Below are 20,531 nucleotides of genomic sequence, written 5' to 3' on the forward strand. Positions count from 1 at the left end.
GCCTGTCGACGGCGCAGTTCGTCCTCTGCCTCCAGCAGATCCTCATCTGCTTTCGCAGCCTCGGCGCCGAGCTGTTCGTAACGACGCATGGCCTCAGACGTGTCCGACGGCGGATCCGCGGGTTGAGCACTGGCCGGCGTGACACCGGTCACCAGCACAGCTGCCGAGGTGGCGACGAGCGCTCTGACCATGAACAGCCGGAATCGGTGCGATCTCACTGCTGCTGTCTCTCCAAGCCTGTATCGACGACTGGTGCGGGCCGCCCCGCCGGCCCGGCGGTGACAGTAAGGTAACGACCTCCATCTGTCTACTAAGCTACCTAGTACTAAGCTAGACGTAGAGTGACAGGTGAGTTTCGCCGGGCCACAGGGGGTCCTCGGAGCTGCCGGAACTTCCTTGTCAAAGGACTGGGGGTCGTGACGGATCACGCGGCACCTCGCACAGGCACGGGCCCAGACGGCGGCCCGGAGCCTCGCTGGCTGACGCCGGAGCAGATGCATTCCTGGGTGGCGCTTGCCTCCCTGATGAACTGGCTGCCCGAAGTCGTGGGCTCCCAGCTTCAACGTGACGCGGGTATCACCCGCGCCGAGTACGCAGTGCTGGCCTGGCTATCAATGAGCCCCGACCGCGCCGCCCGCATGAGCGACCTCGCCGCAGGGGCAAAGGTCACCCTCTCGCACCTGTCGCACATCGCCGCACGTCTGGAGAAGAAAGACTGGCTGCGGCGAGTGCCCGATCCCCACAACCGCCGCGCCACCCTGGCCACCCTCACCGAACCCGGCTGGAACAAAGTTGTGGCTACCGCGCCCGGTCACGCCGCAGAAGTCCAGCGCCTCGTCTTCGACAACCTCACCGCCGCCCAAACCCGCCAGCTACGGCGGATCAGCAAGTCCATCCTGCGAGCGGTCCGCCTCGAGCACCGCCTGCGTGCCCCCTGAACCCTTGTGCAAGGGGTCTATCCCGTGATCGGTGTTTCCGGCGTTGTTGATCAATAGGTCTCGACTCCCGGCCAGCGGTCACCGAACGTGATGGCGAAGGCGTTGAGCACGGGCTTCCAAGCGCATCGTCCATCGAGCGCGGCGTGTCCCAGTTGGGTCCAGGCTGCGGGTCACAAGATACAGGCACTTCATCGCGGCCTGCTCGGTCGGGAAATGCCCACGCGCGCGGATCGTCCGCCGATAGAGGGCGTTCAGCCTGGATCCACCGATGTGTTTTGTTGGTGGGTCAGGGTGGTGGTTGTTGATCTTGTGGTGGTGGTTGGGTGTGCGGGGTTGACCGGTCTCGCATCCGGTGTGTCCACTGTGGCCTGGTTGTGGGGTCGGGGGTCAGGGTGTTCGGGTGTGGGTGGCGGTGAACAGGCCCTGGTAGTGGTGTTGCCAGGGCCAGTTCGCTGGTAGTCGCAGGGTGATGCGGTGGGCGGTGCGGGTGATGCGTGCGGGGATGGCGATCAGGTGCCGGCGCAGCGTTGCGGTGCGGGCTTTGGCGTGGAAGACGCTGGTCAGGCAGCCTGCGGCGCGGAGCAGGTTGTGGGTGAGGCAGGCCAGGATCAGCCAGGCGTGGTTGGCGGGGAACCGGCCGGAGGGGAAATGGGCGAGGGCGGTGTCGTTGAGGTCGGCGAAGACCTGCTCGATGATCGCGTGTTTGCGGTGGTGGTCGTCGGCGGTGGGCAGGTCGAAACGGGTGTCGGTGAACACGGTGTGGTAGGTGAAGGTGCGGAACAACTCGCCCTGGTCGTTGGTGGTGAAGCGCGGTGTGCGGCGGACGAGCAGTCGTGCGGTGACCTCGCGGCCGGGGTTCTGGCTGGTGTTGACGAACGCGGTCAGGGTGGTTTCGGCGATCTCGGCGTGCGTGATCCACTGCCCGGTCTCGGGGTCGGGGATCGGGTGCCGGTAGGCGATCGTGGTCCAGGCGTCCTCGCCGATAGCGTTGATCGCGGCCCGGGTGGCCACGTTTTTCTGGGCGGTGATGGAGAAATAGGCGCCTGCCGCGCGGATCGCGGCGATGATCGGGCCGGTGAAGAACGCCGAATCGGCGCGGACCACGATCATCCCGGTCGCCCCGGCGCGGCGGGCCAGCCGGATCGCCTCGGTGATCATCGACGCCGCCCCGCGGCGGGAATCGCAGTTCCCGCCGCGCAGCCGCGCGGTCAGGATCACCGGCGCGCAGACCGGGCTGGACACGGTGGCGATCAGATGGTTCAAGCCCCGGACCCCGTTATAGGCGAATCCGCTGCCCTACTTGCCATGACCGTAGGTTTCCTTGATCTTGGCGTCGATATCGACGAAAGCCAGCCCCGCGACACCGGCCAGCAGCGACGGAACCCGCCCCGCCAGCCGGACCACCGCCTCAGAAGCCACCGACGCGAGCTGCCCGGCATGACCATGGGTGAACCCCCGCAGCCACGACCCGCAGGTCGAGGGCGCCCGCGACCCGGTGAACAACCGCGGCATCGCGCCGTGCGACCACCGCCGCCATCGCGGCGTCGGCGACGGGGTCTTCCGAGTCGGTGTTGGCGACGCGTTCACGCAGCCAGGCCACGAGTCGGTCCTCGGCCCGATCGCGCGCCTTGAAGGCGGTCTTGAGCGCACTGCCGTGCTCGCGCGCCCAGTCGGTCATCGACGTCCCGCCGAGCCGCGTGGCCGAGACCAATTCCGCTTCGACGGGCGTCAGGATCTGCTCACCGACCGCCTGCGCGAGCACCAAATCGGGGTGCCCGTACGGCTGCCGCGGCACCGCCGAGCGATACCCCGAACCGACCGGCAGCGGCGCGTCGAGCGACTCCTCCAAGGCCGCCTGCCCGGCACGCCGGGCCGCGTAGTGCAACCGGACGACGATCCCGGGATCGGCCAGATCCACCGTCGTCAACGCCTGCAGGAACCCGGCGAGCACGGCCGCGTGCACGTCAGCGCGATCGCCGCGATACCGCGCAGCCATCCACCGCGCGCTCGCCGCCAGCGACGGCAACGCCATACCCGCACAAGCGACCGTCCACGCCCCGCCACGGGCCCGCGATTGCAGCACGAGATAGGCCCAGACGTCATCGCGCGTGCGCGCCGGGCACTGCTTGCTCAGCAACCGGTCCCGCAACTCGTCCAACGGCACCGGCCGTCGCGGCAACCCGGTGAATCGAGCACCGTCCACGGCCATCGGCTCCGGCCCGGTCACCAGCCACTGGAAGGCATCGCGCGCTGTGTCCAGCGGCAGCCACTCGTGTCCCTCGTTCGACATTTCCTAGCTCCTGTCCGGTTCGGGTGATCGACCCCGTCAGGACGCCAGAACGGCAACAAGAAAAGACCAATGATGATCTTTTTAATAGAAACTCGGCTTACTAAATCACGCACATCTCGTGGGTTTGAGTGGGTGTGCGAGACATCTACGGATCGCACTGAAAATTGGTTTTAGTCGGAATTTAGTGGGCTTGGGCGGGCGAAGTAGTATTCCTAGCGACTTTGTCGCTGGCAAGGGTGACCGCAATCAGCTTGGACGGGCTGGGTGTTCATGAAATTGTCAATCCGGTGTCGAAAATCGGACCCGATGACCGCCTCTTGAGGTGACTTGGCGAACCACGCCGACCACACCGCGAGGAGAGCCGCCGATGACCTCACCACCACGCCGTCACCGTCCTGCTCGAACGCTGCACCGCCGTACCCACGGACCTCTGCCCGCCGGTCACAACTGGCATCGCGCCGCTGCCAACCGAGGGCTCCGCCCGGCCACTCTGTGGCCCTTCGCCGACGCCGAACTGCTGCCCGGCACCGCCCGCCTCGCCGGCTGGCTCGGCCACGCCATCATCACCCTCGTCACCACCTACACACGACCCGGCGACCGCGTCCTTCTCCTCGCCCCACCCGCACCGATCCGGGCCCGACGCGAACAGCCCTACGCCGGACTCGCTGAGGCCGTCTGGAACATGGCACGGCTCGGCCGCGGCGCCGACACCGCCACCGCTGCAGCCGCCCTGGACTACGCGCCCGGTCTCACCGACCCGCCCAGCATCACCGAAGCCGAGTCGGCGTCGCGACCCCGACTCAGTCGGCCCAACCAGCTCGCCGTGACCCAGTCGGCCGCCGAGTCGGCACACGGCCGCCAGTGCACCGACGGCCGTTTCACCCTGATCGTCACCGCGGTCAACCCGGATTCCGCCGACTGGCTCCACCACACCGATTGGGACACCCTCGTCGCCCACCGCGGACTCATCGCGGCCTTCACACACGGTCACCGACACGGCTCGCGACTGCTGCACCCGCACTCCACGATTGTGAACACCCTGGGTGATCGCGGCTTCCGGATGCACGACCACATCGCCGTGCTCGACGCACCACTTCCTCGGCCTTCCGACGACCCGCACCCGCCAGCCGGCCGGAACCACCACGACCTCCTCTTGCTCACCCGCCCCGCAAAGCACCGCCTCCGCGGGTGAAGCCGCCGACCGGACGGAGAACTCGGATGCCTGAGCCGCTGGTGACCTCGGTGTGGCCCACCGGCACGACCAGCCTGGCCACCCAACTCAACGACGGCGGATACGACCCCGCCACCAACTCCGACAACGCCCTGATGACGCCCGCCATCGCCCGCTACGCCATCACGGCGTTCACCCGCCCCGGCGGCATCGTGCTCGACCCGGACTGCGGAGCCGGGACGACCATCGTCGAAGCGCTGGGCGCCGGGCGGCACGCAATCGGGCTGACCGGCCAGCACCGATGGTGGCGCCTGGCCCGCGCCAACGTCACCGCCACCAAAGCCCGCGGCGCGTTCGCCGACGGCATGGTCCTCGTCCTCGATCGACGCCCCACTACGGCTGCCGCGGCGGTCACAGCAGGACTGACCGGACGCATCGACCTCATCCTGACCACCCTGCGCCCAGCCCGCCCCGGCGACGCGGTGAACCGGCTCGCGACGTTGCTGTCGCAGTACCGCCAGCTCGTCCGCCCCGGCGGCCACGTCGTCATCACCTGCCCGCCACAACGCCACCCCACCCAGCACTTCCTGCTCGACGTTCCCAGCCAGATCATCGACGCCGAAAGCGCCGCAGGGCTGTTGCCGGTAGCGCGCTGCCTCGCCCTCACCGCCGACCTCCGCAGTGGACGCGTGTACACCCACGCCACCCTCACCCAACGACGCGCGGCCACCCGCGCCGAACGCGCACTCGGCCACCCAATCGCACTGCCTGCGCACCACACCGCGCTGGTGTTCCGGACAGAGAGGGAGGCAGGTGATCCGGCGTTGACCCAGCCAATTCCGCCCTTGCCTTCCCTGCACCGGCGAATGCGGACAGCGCGACCCGAACCACTTGCGGCCTAGGGGCCACCAATGGATTCCGGACCTAGGACGGGCAGCGTGCGAAAAGAAATGCTTGCGGCACTTGCTCATCCGGACCGCACAACCACTGGGCTTCGATATCGAACCCAGCGTCACGCAGCCAGGAAGCCACCTTATCCGGCTGACGGCGGTGGACATGGACCGTCATCGGGTGGCCGCCGTAGCCTTCCGTCTTCAGCCGCGAGGTGTCACCGACGTGGAAGCCGAGCTGCAACGGTCCGCCTGGGCGCAGTACTCGGCGGAAGTGCGCAAAGACTGCTGGCACCTCGTCGTCTGGGATGTGGATTAGTGACCACCAGGCGAGCAGGCCGGTCACCGAAGCGTCGCTCAGGTGCAGGTCGGTCATCGAGCCCACTTCGAACCGCAAGCCGGGGTAGTCACGCCGGGCTACGTCGATCATTCCCGGAGAAAGATCGATGCCGAAGGCGTCGATACCGAGCCCATGCAGGTGGGCGGTGACATGTCCGGGGCCGCAGCCGACGTCGGCCACTGGTCCGCCGCCGGCGGCCCGCACATGTTCGGCGAAGACCGCCAGTGCGGCGCGCAGGTGAGGGTCACCGGCGAGGGCGTCGCGCAGTTGGTCGGTATAGCTGACGGCCACTGTGTCGTACGAGGTTCGTGTGTCGGCCAACCAGTCGTCCGTGGTCACGACCGACACGATATTCCATAATCACGATCTTGCCGACTGCCGACGCGAAGAGTCGAGCGCGCTGTCGGCACCGGTTGTGGCGCATCCACCCGAGCTGAGTCGTCTTCCTCGCCTGCTCAAGCCCTGCCTCCAACTCCGAGAAGGTTTCAATGGCCACGCGCGATGACCATGACCACCGCCAGCGCCGAACCGAGCTGGCACACACTGGCAGCCACAGACACTCACCCGACCCGGCTCGACGACAGAAGAACTCGCCCAAGCAGGCCGACCTCCAGCGTGTCAGCACGCCCGATACGTTGCGCTTCGTGGCGACCGAGGGCCCAGTTATCGGGTCGCTGTGCACAGGGGTTGCCGGGTTCGACATCGGCGTCGCCGCGGTACTGGGTGGGCGGATCGTCTGGTACAGCGAAAATGACCCGCACGCGGCCGCAGTTCTCGCGGCACGCCTGCCTGGCGTGCCGAACCTGGGCGATCTGCGTGCCGTCGACTTCGCCGTGGTGGAGCCGGTCGAGGTGCTCACCGCGGGGTTCCCGTGTCAGGACATCTCCGCGGCCGGTCGGCGTGCGGGTATCGAGAAAGGCGCTCGCAGTGGACTGTGGCACACCATCCTGGACGCCATTCGCGTTCTACGACCCCGTCTCGTCGTCGTGGAGAACGTCGGTGCCTTGCGCTGGAGGGGCGGCGGTCTCGACCGTGTACTCGGAGGGTTGGCCGAAGCGGGGTATGACGCGGTCTGGCGTTGCGTACGCGCCGCCGACATCGGCGCTGCCCACCGACGTGAACGCGTGTTCCTGTGTGCCGTCCCCCAGCCGCGATGGGACGCGGATGATGCCCACCCCGCAAGCACGCGACGGCGAACCTCGCGGTCCGGTGGATCCGACGCGGCGGCGCGCCGGCGGTCATCAAGTCAATCTCAACGACGCGGTGAACTCCGTCGTGACGACGCATGAGCCGGCTCAGCCCGTGCGGAACCCAGGGCTGATGTCGGCTGGCTGCGCGATGCTGACCGAATTGAAGTCGCTGCCGACTTCGACGGCCTCGGCCGCGAAGAACTGCGGCTGCACCGCGCACGGCGGCGGACCGTCCCAACCCGAGCTCACCCGCCCGGCGCCGACCGACATGCCGGGCGAAACCTGTTGCGCGGCAACAAAGTTCGGGGGGGGGGGGGGGGGCTTCGTAGCTGTCTTTCCCCGGGCGCGTGGGGCGCTGCTGCCGACACCGACCGCGCACGACGGTTCTTCCAACGGTATCTCCGCTGCCACACGACGGGGAGGACCGTCCCTGCTGGACAGTTTACGTTCCTGCCGACTCCACGCGCGACCGACGGTACGAAGGGCTGCCCCGCGCAACGCGGTTCGAAGGGCGACTTGATGTTGCCACCGGTCGTCATCGCGGTCACCACACCCCGCCCTCGACAAGGACGTGAGCGAGCGTGACCGCGGCCCGAACATCCCGCGGTGAACCGGGCCCGGCCCGGTGGGGCGAGTACGCCGCCGCTGTGCACCGCTGGGAATTGCTCCTGCGACGCCCCGCGCCCCACCCGACACAGCCGGGGCGGCACGGCCGCCCGGTCCTCGCACCCGTCTTCGTCGAGTGGCTGATGGGCCTGCCACCGGGCTGGGTCACCGCCGAGCACCTCGGGCTTCCACGTACCGCACAACTGCGGGCGCTGGGCAACGGCGTCATGCCCGCACAAGCCGCCTACGCGCTCAGTCTGCTCCTCGACGACGTAGCCCACCTGCACCACGTGTCCTGCCACGCGCCGGTCGACCCGCGACACGCCCCGGCCCGGCGAGCCACCTCGACGCGCCGTCGCGAGCCCGGTCGCAGCCGCCGTAGTGGCACTCGCTCGGTTGGCTGACGTGCGGCGCTCTATCCCAGCTCACGACTCAACCGAAATCGAAGGAGGTAGCGATGTCCCAGCCCTATTTCCAGGACGACGGCATCACGCTCTACGCCGGCGATGCCACCACCGTGCTGTCCGACCTGCCCAACCGCTCGGTGCACTGTGTGGTCACCAGCCCGCCGTACTGGGGCCTGCGCGACTACGGCACAGCGCGCTGGACCGGGGGGAATTCTGCCTGCCCACACCTGGCCGTGCTCGACCGCGGTGACAACGCCGCTCGTGCCGAACACTCGAGTCAACAGCGTCCGAACTCGGCGAAGTGCCGCCACTGCGGGGCCCGCCGCGAGGACGAGCAGCACGGCCTGGAACCCTCTCCGCAGGACTACGTCGACCGGCTGCGCGGAGTGTTCCGCGAGTTGTCCCGGGTCCTGGTCGACACCGGAACGGTGTGGCTGAACCTCGGCGACTCCTACTCCGCCGAACCGCCCGGACACGTCGCCGATGGCATGCGCGCGAGCACCCTGTCCGGGCGCGCCGCGGCGGCCACACTGCGCGAATCCGTCCGCCGCGCCGGAGTGCACCGCACCCGGGCACTGCCGAGGAAAAACCTTGTCGGCATGCCCTGGCGCGTCGCGTTCGCACTGCAGAAAGATGGGTGGATCCTGCGCAACGCCATCGTCTGGCACAAGCCCAACGCCATGCCCGAGTCCGTGCGTGACCGCCTGTCGAACCGGTACGAGATGGTGTTCTTGCTGGCCAAGCAGCAGCGTTACCACTTCGACCTCGACCCGATCCGCGAGCCACTCGCCCGCCCCGAGGCACTCGAGGAAGGCAGCGTGATCGGCGGAGCCAACAAAGGACGCCGCGCAGGAGTCGACGCCACCGCCCGCCGCCGCGGGCAAAGTGTGTACGGCAAGTACCACCACCGCGACCCCTTCGTCAGCAAAGAGCACGGCGTGGCGATGGTGCCGACCGGAGCCCGCCACGCTGCGGCGCACCCGCGCGGCAAGAACCCCGGCGACGTCTGGTCGATCACCACCCGCCCGCTACGGGAAGCGCACTTCGCCGCCTTCCCGATCGACCTGCCCCTGCGGTGTATCGCCGCAGGGTGCCCCGACGGCGGAACCGTGCTCGACCCGTTCAGCGGCGCCGCCACGACCGGCCTCGCCGCCCGCCAACTCGGCCGCTCCTACATCGGCATCGAGCTGAGTCCCGAGTTTCACGACATCGGGCTGCGACGCCTCGGCCTCGCTTACAAGAGCAGGGCAGCGTGACGCCGTCGCTGTACCACCAAAGCAAGGACTTGATTTCTACGCGACAGACGCCGAGAGCCGACTCAGTCGCCGCTTCACCGGTATCGATACGAACGTCGCCTATCACCAGATCGTCATGCGGCGCTTCGCGGAATCAATGGTGACCCTATGACTACGAACGTAGCGCACGGGCCCACCCGTTAGGGGCCTCCGTTCCAGGCCGCTTGAGGTTAGGCTTCTGGGCCCCGATTCTCTGAGGAAGGCGGTGACCTGTGACGTCAGGAGATTACGAAGGGAAGCCGGAGTGCATGTCCGGACCCGTCGGCAACGGTCGGTTGCCAGTTCTGGTCAGTGCCCGCCTCGCGGGACCGGGAGTCGATCCGTGACTGACGGACTACCTCAGCGTCTGCCTGGTGGCGAGTTGCGGGTGATCCCACCGGCTGGGCCTCCGCAGTTGCATCCGGGTGCCGCGCGAGCCCTGCTCCGGCTGCTGGTCAATGTGCAGAAGAGCCGGGCAACCGACCAGCGCCGGAACGGAGCACGGGCACTGGCCCAGCACAAGTGGAAGGCGGCCTAGCGGTGAGGTTCGCGTTCTATGGTCGCGTCTCGACCGAGGATCAGCAGGATCCCGAGGCGTCCCGGAACTGGCAGTTGTCGCGTGCGCGGGCGTTGACGGATCGCCACGGTGAGGTCGTGGCCGAGTTCTTCGATGTGGGGGAGTCGCGGTCGATTCCGTGGAAGCGGCGGCCCCAAGCCACGTTGTTGCTGAGCGCGCTGCGCGATCCGAACCGCGGATTCGACGCGGTGGCGATCGGGGAGCCGCAGCGGGCGTTCTACGGCAATCAGTACGGCTTGACCTTTCCGGTGTTCGTGCACTACGGGGTGCAGTTGTGGGTGCCGGAGGTCGGGGGAGCGGTCGATCCGGACTCCGAGGCACACGATCTGGTGATGTCGGTCTTCGGCGGGATGAGCAAGGGGGAGCGCAATCGGATCAAGATCCGGGTGCGCTCCGCGATGGCGGCGCAGGCCAGCGTGGAGGGACGGTTTCTCGGCGGTCGCCCCCCGTACGGGTATCAGCTGGCCGATGCCGGTCCGCATCCAAACCCGGCCAAGGCCGCGGACGGGAAGCGCCTGCGCCGGTTGGAGCGGGACCCGGTCACCGCGCCGGTGGTGTGGCGGATCTTCTCCGAGTACGTGGCCGGTCGGGGCATCTTCGCGATCGCCGAGGCGCTGACCCGGGATGACATTCCCTCGCCCTCGGCGTACGACCCGGCGCGCAACCCACACCGGTCGGGGATCGCCTGGTCCAAGGGCGCGATCCGGACGATCCTGTCGAACCCGCGGTACACCGGTCGGCAGGTGTGGAACAAGCAGCGCAAGGACGAGGTGCTCATCGACGTCGAGGACGTGGCGCTGGGGCATGAGACGAAGTTGCGCTGGAACGAGCGGGACCAGTGGGTGTGGTCGGACGACTTGGTGCACGAAGCGCTGATCGATGTCGAGTTGTTCGAACGCGCGCAGCAGGTGATGGCCGCCAAAGGGGCGGGCCGCAACACCCGCGAGCGGCATCGCACAGTTCACCGATACGTGTTCCGTGGCTTGCTTCACTGCGGGTTATGCGGGCGGCGGATGCAGGGACAGCAGAGCAGGGAGTCGCTGTACTACCGCTGCCGGTTCCCCAACGAGTACGGCCTGGCGAACAAGGTCGAGCACCCGCGCAACGTCTACCTCGCCGAGCGGGAGCTACTCGAGCCGCTGGATCAGTGGCTGTGCACTGCGCTAGCGCCGCACCGGCTGACCGAGGCGATCAACGAGATGTGCGATGCGCAGTCGGACCTCGAGATCGATCCGGCCGCTGTGGCTGCGGCTCGGGCGATCGAGGAGTGCGACCAGAAGCTGATCCGCCACCGAGCGGCGCTGGAGGCGGGCGCGGATCCGCAGCTGGTAACCGGCTGGATGGCTGAAGTTCAAGCCCGCCGCGCCGAGGCGACGGCCCGGTCCAGGACAGCGGGCGGCCGTCGGCGGATGTCCGCTGAGGAGATCCAGGGATTGGTCGAGGCGCTCGGGAGCATCCGGCAGGTGCTGACCGAGGCCGATCCGACGGACAAGGCGGAGGTGTACCGCCAGCTCGGGCTCCGGCTGACCTACCAACCCGGTAAACGAACTGTGCGAGCCGAGGCTACGCTCGACTCGCACAGTTGGGGTTATGGAACGTGTCCGAGGGGCGATTTGCACACTAACCACACGGCTCGCCCTGATGTAGAAGCTGGGAAGCGGCCTCTTCAACAGTTGTAGAAGTCGGCCATGGACTCCAAGCGGTGAGTGGCCGGACCGGTCTGGCAGGCTTACACGGTGTTTGCACGTGATGATAACGGTGTTGAGTTGAACGCTGAGTTCTCCGTGTTCGCCGGCGGCGAGCACCTGAGCTTGGTGCTGGAGAGCGCTGGCGGCCGGGGGGGTGTCCCTATGGGTTTGTCAAGCGGCTGCCGCGGTGTGGGCTGGTTCGGGGTGTCGGTAGTGGGTGCCGGTGCGGAGCATGGCGTAGAGGACGTCGCAGCGGCGTCGGGCGAGGCAGATGAGGGCGGCGTTGTGTTTCTTGCCTTCGGCTCTTTTGCGGTCGTAGTAGGTGCGGCTGGCCGGATCGTGCAGTGCGGCGAAGGCGGCGAGGAAGAACGCGCGTTTGAGTTTGCGGTTGCCGGTGCGGGCGGGGTGTTCGCCTTTGATGCTGGTGCCCGAGGCGCGAGTGACCGGGGCGATGCCGGCGTAGGCGGCCAGGTGTGCGGAGCTGGCGAAGTTGGAGGCGTCGCCGATTTCGAGCAGGATGCGGGCGGCGGTCCTGACCCCGATGCCCGGCATGGAGGTCAGGACCCCGGCAAGAGGGTGCGCATCGAGTATCTCCTCGACCTCGGTGGCGAGCTGTGTGCGTTGCTGGAGCACGGTTTTCAGGCTGTCGGCGAGTCTGGGCAGCACGGTGTCCGCGGCGGTGGTTCCGGGGACGGTGACAGTCTGCTCGCCGAGCGCGGTCATGATCGCCTCGACCAGTTTGTCGCCCATGCGCGGGGCGTGGGCCTTCGCTATCGCGGTGAGTTTGCGGCGCCCGGCCTTGCGGATTCCGGTGGGGCCGCCGCAGCGGGACAGGATTTCCAGGACCGCCGGATGACTGATCTTCGGGCCGATCGCGCGTTCGAGGGCGGGATGGACGCCGGTGAGCAGCCCGCGGATGCGGTTGCCGAGGCGGGTGGCCTCACCGGCCAGGTCGTCGTCGAAGCCGACCAGCACCTCCAGCTCGGCCAGGGTGTCATCACCGACGTCGACCGGGCGCAGCGTGTGGGGCAGCGAGCGGGCCGCATCAGCGATGATGAACGCGTCGCGGGCGTCGGTCTTCGCCCGCCCGGGATAGAGGTCGGCGATCCGGCGCATCGCCAGTCCGGGCAGATAGGCGACCTGGTGCCCGTGGGCTCGTGCGACAGCGACCGGCAGCGCGCCGATCGTCGCGGGCTGATCGACGACCACCAGCAGCGGCCCGTGGCTGGCGAGTTTGTCGAACAGCGCTCGCAGTTTGGGTTCGCTGTTGGGCAAGGGGCCGTCGTGCAGCCTCTTCCCGGCCGGGTCCAGGCCCACCGCGTGGTGGGACTCTTTGCCGACGTCAAGACCGAGGAACACGCCGAAACTGCTGCTCATGCACGCGTCTTTCGTCCGTCGCGGGTGGTCGCCGGTCAGGCATCGATGGCCGGCACCCACGTTACGACGAGACCTACCCGGCGGGGTGGCCGTGTCCCTATCAGCGGTCCCTCGATGCCGCCAGGCCCAGTGACACCACCCCCCGGATCATGGACTCGACTGGGGGCATCAGTCATGCCGAACCTGGCGACCACAGCTCCTTGATCAGGAACTACGAAAAAGGTAACGGGGGGCGGCGGGTCGAGGCCGCGCAACGACCAGTATGTGCCGGCGCTGACGCTGCTGCTTGATCGGCTTCGTGACCGGCAGGCGGTGTTGGTGTCCGGTGTGGTGGCGTCGGCGCGGACCGCGCACTTACCGGAAGAAGACCGCAGTATCGTCCCGGTCCCGGTCGAGTTGGCTGTGCAACGCGACATTGATGAGGTGCGGCTGCAGATCACCCGGGCGCAGGGGCGAGTTGGCCTGCCGGATGGCGCGGCGAAGGAGGGAAACAACCGAAAGCGGATCGAGCTGCGCCTGGCGGTACCTGGCTACGGTCCAGATGACGCCGGGCGGCTCGCGGCAGATCTCGCTGCACCCGCCAAACCGGTCTCGAACACAGTACTGCCGCCGGCGGACGAGTTGCTCCACGATCTCACTGGCGAGACTATCCTGACCGTGGCAGGCCGGCCGAACAAGATCCTCGGAGTCCAGGAAGGAGCGGCGCTTGTGGCGACCGACCGGTCGCCCGAGGGACAGCCGGTCGCGGTCGCCGACGTCCAGCACGGGCTCGACTTGCTCGGCGAGCGTGGCTCGGTCCAGGTTTCGGTCGACGTACTCGGTCACCGAAGCGCTTTCGTAGGGGCCGTACTCGCAACTCTGCCGCACGTTCGTGTCACCCCGTCTCCGGCGACGGTGACGCTGGCCGGCCTGGGTGACGAGCCCGAAGCGGGCGACAGTCACTTCGGGGAACTCGACGTGCTCGCGCAAGTCAAGGTACGGACCGAACAGGCACAATTGCGCCGGCTGCTCGGAGAAGGTCGCGAGTGCGCGCCCTGTGCGTTGTGCGGCGACGAATTCCCGGTGCGATTCCTGGTCGCCGCGCACGTGAAGAAACGCGCAGCCTGCACCGACGCCGAACGACGGAATCTCCGCGACATCGCAATGCTCGCCTGCAGCTTCGGCTGCGACGCTCTGTACGAGTCGGGGTGGGTCACCGTCGACGAAACTGGTCGTATCCAGACTGTAGAACTCGACGAACTTCCAGCCGGGAGTCTGAAACTGCGCCTGGTACATCTGGCTGGTCGCCGTTGCGAGGCCCACCGGCCGGAGTCTGAGCCGTACTTCGCTTGGCACCGCGCGACCACCTTCCGCGGCAACCTCGCCAGCCGCTCCAGACCTTCGACGCCTGCGAGCTAGCCAATAACTTCCAGCCCGTTCTGCGTGGTGTTCGACTTGCGCGGTTCGGAGGGAGAAGGTTCACGCCTCTATGGATCGCGTTGCGCTCACTCTGGAAAGTTGCGCCGACGATCTACGGCGAACCGTTCCCGTCCGCAGGGGACCGCACTTCGTGACCTGCGGCGATACCGCGCGAAACAGCATTTTGCGCGACCAGCTTGGCTTTGCGGGCGGACACCCCCGCGCCGTCCTCGGCGTTGGCTGGACCGCGGCTTCAGGATGGACGATGAGCACGTCCTGCGTCGGATCGACAGCCGCGGCCCGTCGGCCGCGCAGGTGCGCCTCGTTCGACGCCTCGCTCCAGGGCGTCAATCCTTATGCGGGATTTGGGGAGCCGTTGCGGCTGGATCGCTCGGAAGGGCCACGACCCACTTCGTGCCGTTGGCGTCTGTGAAAGTGCCACGGTCGCCGTGATGGGGCTGGTAGGGCACTAGACGCGCACTCACGAACTCGCCGTCCCCGGGAACGGGTAGGCCGAGACCGGCTGCGGCCTTCTGGTGCAGTCCATACTGGCCGAGGACGACGACGCCGCGATCGGCGAGGTCGCGTGCTCCGCCGCCGCTGCGCGCGCGGCGCATGAAGTCAAGCTGCTGCGCGACCGTTCCGACAACGGCCCTTCGGATGATCCGTCCCTGTGCCCGCAGGAACAGCTCCTTGAGCCGCCGTTGTCCCGATGGCTTGCTGAAGATCGCTTCAATGTCCGCGGGCGCCAAGCGCAGCAGGACGTTCTCTGGCAGTGGCGCGTCCTGGAAGAGCCAGCGGATGTTGTCTCGGCCGAGCAGGTTCAGCGTGGCTTTGACGTCACGGTTACGTCCTGCATTGAGGTACTCGTTCCGAGCTCGGACGATGCCAAGGCTCCAGACACCGTCCTGGTCACTGGCCGCGACGACCATGCAGAGCTTGCCAAAAGCTTCCGGCGGGATCATCCAGCTCTTGCCGTGGGAGTACTTGCAGTCGACGTCGATGTCGGCGATCGAGTAATCGAGTTTGTCACCGTCAGTGAAGTTGAACTCGCGTTGCAGGTTGATCTCGACCAGGGTGCCGCAGTGCGTCTTCTCGGTCTTGTGCAGCTGGTCCCAGCGGTACCGGCCAGTGTTCGGGCCGTCCAGCAGCATGTTCAGCGTCCGGCGGATCGCCAGTGCGGCTCGCCTCTTGACGTCTGGCGTGGCCAGCAGTACAGCCTTGACTTTGTCCAGCTCAGGATCGGTGTCTTGAAAGAGCGGTTCAATCACGCCTGGAGGTTATCGGGAGCCTGCTGTCAGCCGCGGCGCGCCGTCTGAACAACAGGCGGATCACGATGGCTTCGTGACTGAGGGAGCGCACGAGACGGGACGCAGGAGCTAGCGGACATGCCTAAAAGCCGCGCGGTACCGCGGCTGTCTGCGCTAGGTTGCCGCAGCACGGATTTACGTCGAGGGGACAAGCGTCAGTGGAAACTAGCGCAGACGAGGTACGGAGCACCTTCCTGGTGACCCCGCAAGCGCGGGAAGCATACTACACGCGCTGGGAGGACAACCCGAAGCGAATCAAGCACGGTGTCGTCGCAGCCATGCGCGATCACACGACCAAGGCGATCTACGACTGTTCGACGGTGACGTTCGATTGGATCAAGCAACACCATAAGCACCCGCTCGGGGATCTGAAGAAGAGCGAGATAAAGCACATCGTCGCCGCACGCGACTGGGAACCCAGTTTCGCGTTCGTGCACTTGTTTCATTTGTTGCTAGAGGATATCGGCCGCCCGCCGCTATGGAGCGAGTTCGACCAATTTGTCTACGGAACCCATCGTGGCAGGGAGATGTTCGGCGACGAACGAGCCGAATGTGAAGCCAAGATCTTCAATGAGGAACTTGCCAGGATCACTAGCAAGCACCGGCGCGTGATAGACCCGGAGAACCGAGCGCGATACCTGGCCAAAGGGTCACTTGACTGGCGGATCGGCAACGCCTACTACGGGTTCATGCGAGAAATGTATACCGCGGTCGCGCTGCGCGAGCGGGGTCTGGACGTCCGGGTGCACCCACTGGCCGACGCCAACTTCCGTGCGGACGGGTGGGTCGGTAACGCCATTCTCAGCGTGTTTGTCATTAACCCAAGGTTCAAGATGGCGGACCAGCAGCGGGCAGAGGTGGTCCAGCGCGGTCGCAAGAAACACGTGGAGGAGCTATTCCCCGGTGGTCAGTTCAGCTTCGCCGCCTTGACTATGGACAGCGCTGAGGAGCACGGGGAGTTTCATTTTCCCACTCCAGCCGAGCTTGACAAGGTCGAACGGCAGTTGCGAGGCAAGGGTTGATCTGATGCTGGAATCCGAGGATGAGTCGGCCGGTGTGGTGAGACGGATCTTCGCGGAATACTTGGACGGCAACGGTGACCGGTCGATTGCGAGCAGGATTAACGGGGTTGGGATCCGCGTCCATCGGCATGACGGCCGGGTCAGAACCGGCACCGGCCGACTGATGGCTGGCAGGGTAGCGCGGTTCGGTCCATTTGGAGAATCGGTACGTTGCTTGCTCGTTCTTCGGGCGGTGACTCGACGAAAGATGCCGCTTGACCCCCGACGATGTGGCTACAGAAAACGTCGCCCGCTTGCGGTGATCCTCAGTGGAGCGTGTCGGTCGGTCTCGGCGGCCAGCGCATCTGGACTTTGCCGGCGCGGAGAATCTCACGCGGGCGCAGTTTAAGTGGATGGCCAAGCGGCTAGCTGCGAAGAATCAGCGGAGAAGCGGCGGTCGGATCGTCTGGCAGGGCGATGGCCCACTCGATGCCACTCGAATTGGTGAAGGTCTTGCGACTGCCGTGGTGGATGTGCTTGCGCACCAGACGCACACGCTCACGAACTCGCCATCGTCAGGAACAAGCACGCCGAGATCGGCGGCCGCCTTCTGGCGCCGCCGCGTGTGAAGACCAGCTGCTGCGAGACGGTGCCCACGGCGGCCCTGGGCGGTCCGTCCCGGGGCTGACGAACAGCTCCTTGAGCTGCCGCTGCCCTGAGGGCTGGTTGAAGATTTTCTCGATATCTGTTGATGGCAAGCACAGCACGACATTTTCTGACAACGGTGCCTTGCGAAACAGCCAGTGGTCGGCCCATGCCGATGATTGATCATCGACTGGCGCCAGCGTGGCCCTGAAGGAAGGCTGACTTCTATGGATTCCTCACGAACTTATCACGGTGCGCACGGTCTGTAACGTCCGGCGAGCAAGCAGCGACAGCCCAGGCACGAGATCGACATGGATGACATCGGCCGTTCATCGCGGCACAACGAGTCACCGGACGAACCGCGGAAGTGATCCGAGGAGAAAGCTGGGGGTGTAGGCCATGAGCACCTCCTGTCACCCAGTCAGGGCGGACGTGCCAGGCAGCCTAGTTGGCTACGCGCGCTGGCAGCAGCTGCTCGCGGCCGCATTCTTTCGACGCGGCGCCCCTTTTATGCTGTTCGTTGACGACGACGAACTGCAGCGGCTGCTTCCTGCAGGCCTTGGAGGAGCGGCTGCATCATTGTCTGCGGCGGTGGCCGAGGAGGTCGACGTCGACCGCGGGAAGCTTATGTTCGACCGGCTAAGCCAGAAGCAGGCTGAGTGGCAGTGCGGCGACCGACGGACGCCGCCGCCGACATTGCCACTTCTCGCGCTCACCGTTCTCGCAGCCACCCGTATGCATCGCGACACCGAGAACGCGGCGAATAACTTCTACGTCCGCCTTGTCCAAGTGCTCGCCCCTGATGCGGACAACCGCGCTCGACAGCGCATCCGGACCGCACTGCGTGAAGACGGTGCATTCACTCAGGTCGTGACGATGTGGCGCACTCTGCACGACTGGCTGACCAGCACCGACGGTGAATTCGGTATCTCGACGATCGTGGACCATCCGGATCTGACACGGATTGGGTTCCCGCTGTCGCAGGCCGTCCTGCGCCGCACTGACCGCGCCGAGCTTACCCGGTTCTTCGCCGCGCTCGACTTGAAGTCCCGCGGCATGCCCGCTCCCGGATCATTGTTGTCCCAGCTGAGACTGTGGATGGCTCGGCCTCGTGGGTTCAGCGAAGCGTTCTGCGAAACGGTCCATGATCCGGTGCGAGCGAAGTTTCTGGAACCGACGATCGTCCGGCTCGCGCAGCATTGGGATGGACGCATCGTCACCAATGAGGGGCTCCGCCGACTGGAAATCAGGCTAGTCCTCGATTTAAGAGGTCAGACCGCCAGGTGGGCTATTACAGCCGCAGATGGCGTCGATACAGACGTCCTGCAAGGCGAGATCGATGACCAGCGGTACGAAGTCGCCATCTCCCGGGACCCCTACGCCACCCTGTGCGTCGTCGACACGGTTATTCCCGCCTCGCCTCAGGCTCTCAGAAAGGGGGTACGCCTGCAGGGCAAGCAGAGTTCCGCCTACTTCCCACCCAGTCCCGTAGTCGTTCTCGCCGAGGACCCTGACGCTGGCGGATGGCTATCCTGCCACTCAGTGGTCCCATACGAACAGCATCTAATCGCTGCGTGCGACGAGTTGGCCTCCCACATCGAGCGGGTACTGCTGCACGCAGCTGACCCTGGGTGGCGGTCTGTACGGCAGGCGCCTGCCCGGCAGTTGTTACCGGGGTGGAGGATTTTCACGGCTGTCACCTTCAGTGACGCGGGCCGCCTGGATCAGGTGTTGAGCGGAACGCCGGTGTTGCGATCCACCTCGGTCCGTCCTGACGTCGTCGCACGGCCTCAGCTAGTGAAGGGACTGCCGCTGGCCAGACACTTGGGCCGTAATTTTTACCTTGATGGCGGGGAACCTGACCTGCTGCTGCCTAGCGGTGAGCTAGCCCGCAAGGTCACCGCCGCACTAGACGGCGTCAGCCAGCAGCCGCCGTTCAGCGGGTCCGGCTTTCCGATCCCGCTGCGCCGTATCGGGCCACTAAGGACCGGGGAGCACAACATCCAGGTCGACGGGGAACGGCTCGTATTTCACATCCTGGACGCCGAGCCCTCCAGCTCCCCCGCCCGATGGGGCGGGATCGGCTGGGACGAGCAGGGGGAACTGACCGATGACCGGACGGTGTATCAGGTGTGTGGAGCGGAGGTGACTGGTCCCGAGGCCCCGGAGCCGTTGCTCGCCCGGCGTGGGCAGGACCAGACCTGGCTGCTGCATCACAACGGCGCCTGTCAGCAGGTACCGGAGCCTGCGGCCGCGTCGGCGGTGTCCAGGGTGCTCGATGCCCCGTCCTACTACTTCGAACTCATCCCAAGTAACACCGCCGCGTGGCTGGCCCAGCGTCGCGGCGACCACTGGCGGATCCAAAAGGTGCGCCCCCACGAGCCTGTGTTCACCCGGCTTGATCCCGAATCCCGGGCGCTGTGGCACCAGTTTGCCAGATACGAACTGTCGGGAGAGCCGCTCTGGGATGAGTATCGCCAGGAGTGGGAGCGGCACCGTGGACGCTGACCTGATGCTGCGCTGGATGAGCGAGACCGGGGCGGGCGGCATCCGTAGCCTGCGCGACCATCTGACATGGCTGGCCCGCACGTCAGACACGGACGCCACGGCCGCCGCGAGCGGGCGCTGGGTACGGGAACTGCTTGCGCTCGGCCACGCAGAAGTGTGGTGGGAGCAGGACCGCTGGGCAACAACTCCCTCTGTGATAGCACGGCTGCCCGTCGCCGACGGCACCGCCGTCGTCACCGGTGCTCGGCCGACCGGGATAGCAGAAAAGCTGCAGGCCAGCGAGGTCGCCTTTCACGTCCACCACACCGAGCCGGCAGATGGCGACCTGCCTATGCCCGCCTCCTGGCTTATCCAGTTCGACGACGTAGCCGTGCTGCGAGAGGTGGCGGCCAACGTCGGAGCCCGGTACGCGGGGTGCGCGGCCATTCGGCTGGCCGCGCATCTGCCAGTAGCCAGCCTTGGCCGTCCCTCGCCACCGCCCGCCCGGGTGACTGACCTGGAGCGACTCAACCCCAGCGGACGGTTCGTCCGCGTAACGGACAAGTCAGAACTCGACGGCCTCTATCGCCTGCGGGCGAACGGCCGCGTAGTCCACCTCTACCGCCACCGAGGCGAGTGGTTGCATACCGATCGGGCCACGGGGACTTTCATCGACCTCGCCCGTCGCGGCACCCGTGTACTGCGCTGGCGCTCCGAGGGCCGCGAAGGACGGACGCACATCGGGACGCTCTTCGTGGACCAGCACGCTATGCCCTTACCGGCGTTGCAAGCCAGGGCTCTGACACTATGCAGCGGCCGCGCACCCGACGTCAGCCACTCCGCGCAGACGAGCAGCTACAGCAACGTGCCCCTCGCGATTGCGAACCAGGTTGCCGAATCGCTACATCAAGTCATCGAGCAGATTCCCTGAGCCGAGGAGGC

The 20,531-nt window shown here is 66.7% G+C and carries 19 protein-coding genes and 1 pseudogene; 11 read left to right on the forward strand and 9 right to left on the reverse strand.

The annotated features are described in order from the left end of the window. Positions 1 to 416 precede the first annotated feature (416 nt). Positions 417 to 938, forward strand: a complete 522-nt coding sequence (locus L3Q67_RS33105) for a MarR family winged helix-turn-helix transcriptional regulator (protein ID WP_499185348.1) — start codon at positions 417 to 419, stop codon at positions 936 to 938. A 50-nt stretch (positions 939 to 988) separates the two neighbouring features. Here L3Q67_RS33105 and L3Q67_RS33110 read toward each other — a convergent pair. From L3Q67_RS33110 to L3Q67_RS33125, 4 genes and pseudogenes are all read right to left on the reverse strand, one after another. After that, positions 989 to 1,193 (reverse strand): annotated as a pseudogene (locus L3Q67_RS33110) (transposase); the annotation flags it as partial. Between the two features lie 132 nt (positions 1,194 to 1,325). Then, positions 1,326 to 2,201, reverse strand: coding sequence for an IS1380 family transposase (locus tag L3Q67_RS33115; protein WP_499185349.1), 876 nt, complete (start codon positions 2,199 to 2,201; stop codon positions 1,326 to 1,328). A gap of 33 nt (positions 2,202 to 2,234) precedes the next feature. Further along, positions 2,235 to 2,357 (reverse strand): hypothetical protein, encoded by a 123-nt coding sequence (locus L3Q67_RS33120; RefSeq protein ID WP_499185350.1) that lies wholly within the window; start codon positions 2,355 to 2,357, stop codon positions 2,235 to 2,237. Then, entirely contained in the window at positions 2,347 to 3,228 is an 882-nt protein-coding gene (locus L3Q67_RS33125; protein ID WP_499185351.1) for a hypothetical protein, read from the reverse strand. The genes L3Q67_RS33120 and L3Q67_RS33125 overlap by 11 nt, the downstream gene beginning before the upstream one ends. A 367-nt stretch (positions 3,229 to 3,595) precedes the next feature. Here L3Q67_RS33125 and L3Q67_RS33130 point away from each other — a divergent pair, with 367 nt between their 5' ends. Both L3Q67_RS33130 and L3Q67_RS33135 read left to right on the forward strand, forming a co-directional pair. Then, complete coding sequence (locus L3Q67_RS33130) at positions 3,596 to 4,420, forward strand: hypothetical protein (RefSeq protein WP_499185352.1); 825 nt, start codon at positions 3,596 to 3,598, stop codon at positions 4,418 to 4,420. A gap of 26 nt (positions 4,421 to 4,446) precedes the next feature. After that, a complete protein-coding gene (locus L3Q67_RS33135; RefSeq protein ID WP_499185353.1) occupies positions 4,447 to 5,301 on the forward strand; it encodes a TRM11 family methyltransferase in 855 nt (284 codons plus the stop codon). A gap of 22 nt (positions 5,302 to 5,323) precedes the next feature. Here the strand turns inward: L3Q67_RS33135 and L3Q67_RS33140 are convergent, their stop codons facing one another. Continuing rightward, a complete protein-coding gene (locus tag L3Q67_RS33140) occupies positions 5,324 to 5,968 on the reverse strand; it encodes a class I SAM-dependent DNA methyltransferase (protein WP_499185354.1) in 645 nt (214 codons plus the stop codon). Between the two features lie 149 nt (positions 5,969 to 6,117). On the opposite strand from L3Q67_RS33140, the gene L3Q67_RS33145 reads away from it, so the two are divergent. Continuing rightward, entirely contained in the window at positions 6,118 to 6,918 is an 801-nt protein-coding gene (locus L3Q67_RS33145; RefSeq protein WP_499185355.1) for a DNA cytosine methyltransferase, read from the forward strand. A 6-nt stretch (positions 6,919 to 6,924) separates the two neighbouring features. Here the strand turns inward: L3Q67_RS33145 and L3Q67_RS33150 are convergent, their stop codons facing one another. Then, positions 6,925 to 7,089, reverse strand: coding sequence for a hypothetical protein (locus L3Q67_RS33150; protein ID WP_499185356.1), 165 nt, complete (start codon positions 7,087 to 7,089; stop codon positions 6,925 to 6,927). Between the two features lie 311 nt (positions 7,090 to 7,400). Here L3Q67_RS33150 and L3Q67_RS33155 point away from each other — a divergent pair, with 311 nt between their 5' ends. The 3 genes from L3Q67_RS33155 (at position 7,401) to L3Q67_RS33165 (ending at position 11,362) form a co-directional block, all read left to right on the forward strand. Next, on the forward strand, positions 7,401 to 7,829 hold the full coding sequence (locus L3Q67_RS33155) for a hypothetical protein (RefSeq protein ID WP_499185357.1): 429 nt from the start codon (positions 7,401 to 7,403) through the stop codon (positions 7,827 to 7,829). A gap of 53 nt (positions 7,830 to 7,882) precedes the next feature. Then, the gene (locus L3Q67_RS33160; protein WP_499185358.1) at positions 7,883 to 9,088 is read left to right on the forward strand and encodes a DNA-methyltransferase; all 1,206 of its coding nucleotides are present in this window, start codon (positions 7,883 to 7,885) and stop codon (positions 9,086 to 9,088) included. A gap of 558 nt (positions 9,089 to 9,646) precedes the next feature. Continuing rightward, positions 9,647 to 11,362: a recombinase family protein gene (locus L3Q67_RS33165; protein WP_499185359.1), complete on the forward strand. Its 1,716-nt coding sequence runs from the start codon at positions 9,647 to 9,649 to the stop codon at positions 11,360 to 11,362. Positions 11,363 to 11,542: 180 nt separating this feature from the next. On the opposite strand, the gene L3Q67_RS33170 is transcribed toward L3Q67_RS33165, so the two are convergent. Further along, the gene (locus L3Q67_RS33170; RefSeq protein WP_209663709.1) at positions 11,543 to 12,748 is read right to left on the reverse strand and encodes an IS110 family RNA-guided transposase; all 1,206 of its coding nucleotides are present in this window, start codon (positions 12,746 to 12,748) and stop codon (positions 11,543 to 11,545) included. Positions 12,749 to 13,012: 264 nt separating this feature from the next. Here L3Q67_RS33170 and L3Q67_RS33175 point away from each other — a divergent pair, with 264 nt between their 5' ends. Continuing rightward, positions 13,013 to 14,146, forward strand: coding sequence for a hypothetical protein (locus L3Q67_RS33175; protein ID WP_499185360.1), 1,134 nt, complete (start codon positions 13,013 to 13,015; stop codon positions 14,144 to 14,146). Positions 14,147 to 14,493: 347 nt separating this feature from the next. Here L3Q67_RS33175 and L3Q67_RS33180 read toward each other — a convergent pair whose 3' ends face one another. Next, entirely contained in the window at positions 14,494 to 15,417 is a 924-nt protein-coding gene (locus tag L3Q67_RS33180) for a PDDEXK family nuclease (RefSeq protein ID WP_499185361.1), read from the reverse strand. 236 nt (positions 15,418 to 15,653) lie between these two features. Here L3Q67_RS33180 and L3Q67_RS33185 point away from each other — a divergent pair, with 236 nt between their 5' ends. Next, positions 15,654 to 16,478 carry a hypothetical protein gene (locus tag L3Q67_RS33185; protein WP_499185362.1) on the forward strand — a complete coding sequence of 275 codons (825 nt, stop codon included), beginning with the start codon at positions 15,654 to 15,656 and terminating at the stop codon, positions 16,476 to 16,478. Between the two features lie 554 nt (positions 16,479 to 17,032). Here L3Q67_RS33185 and L3Q67_RS33190 read toward each other — a convergent pair. Beyond that, the gene (locus L3Q67_RS33190; protein ID WP_499191706.1) at positions 17,033 to 17,224 is read right to left on the reverse strand and encodes a hypothetical protein; all 192 of its coding nucleotides are present in this window, start codon (positions 17,222 to 17,224) and stop codon (positions 17,033 to 17,035) included. Positions 17,225 to 17,501: 277 nt separating this feature from the next. Between L3Q67_RS33190 and L3Q67_RS33195 the strand changes: the two genes are divergently transcribed. Further along, positions 17,502 to 19,610 carry a hypothetical protein gene (locus tag L3Q67_RS33195; protein WP_499185363.1) on the forward strand — a complete coding sequence of 703 codons (2,109 nt, stop codon included), beginning with the start codon at positions 17,502 to 17,504 and terminating at the stop codon, positions 19,608 to 19,610. Next, positions 19,600 to 20,520, forward strand: a complete 921-nt coding sequence (locus L3Q67_RS33200; RefSeq protein ID WP_499185364.1) for a hypothetical protein — start codon at positions 19,600 to 19,602, stop codon at positions 20,518 to 20,520. Before L3Q67_RS33195 ends, L3Q67_RS33200 begins: the two co-directional genes overlap by 11 nt. Positions 20,521 to 20,531 lie beyond the last annotated feature (11 nt).

It is taken from the genome of Saccharothrix sp. AJ9571 (assembly GCF_021725495.1).
Classification (GTDB): Bacteria; Actinomycetota; Actinomycetes; order Mycobacteriales; family Pseudonocardiaceae; genus Amycolatopsis; species Amycolatopsis magusensis.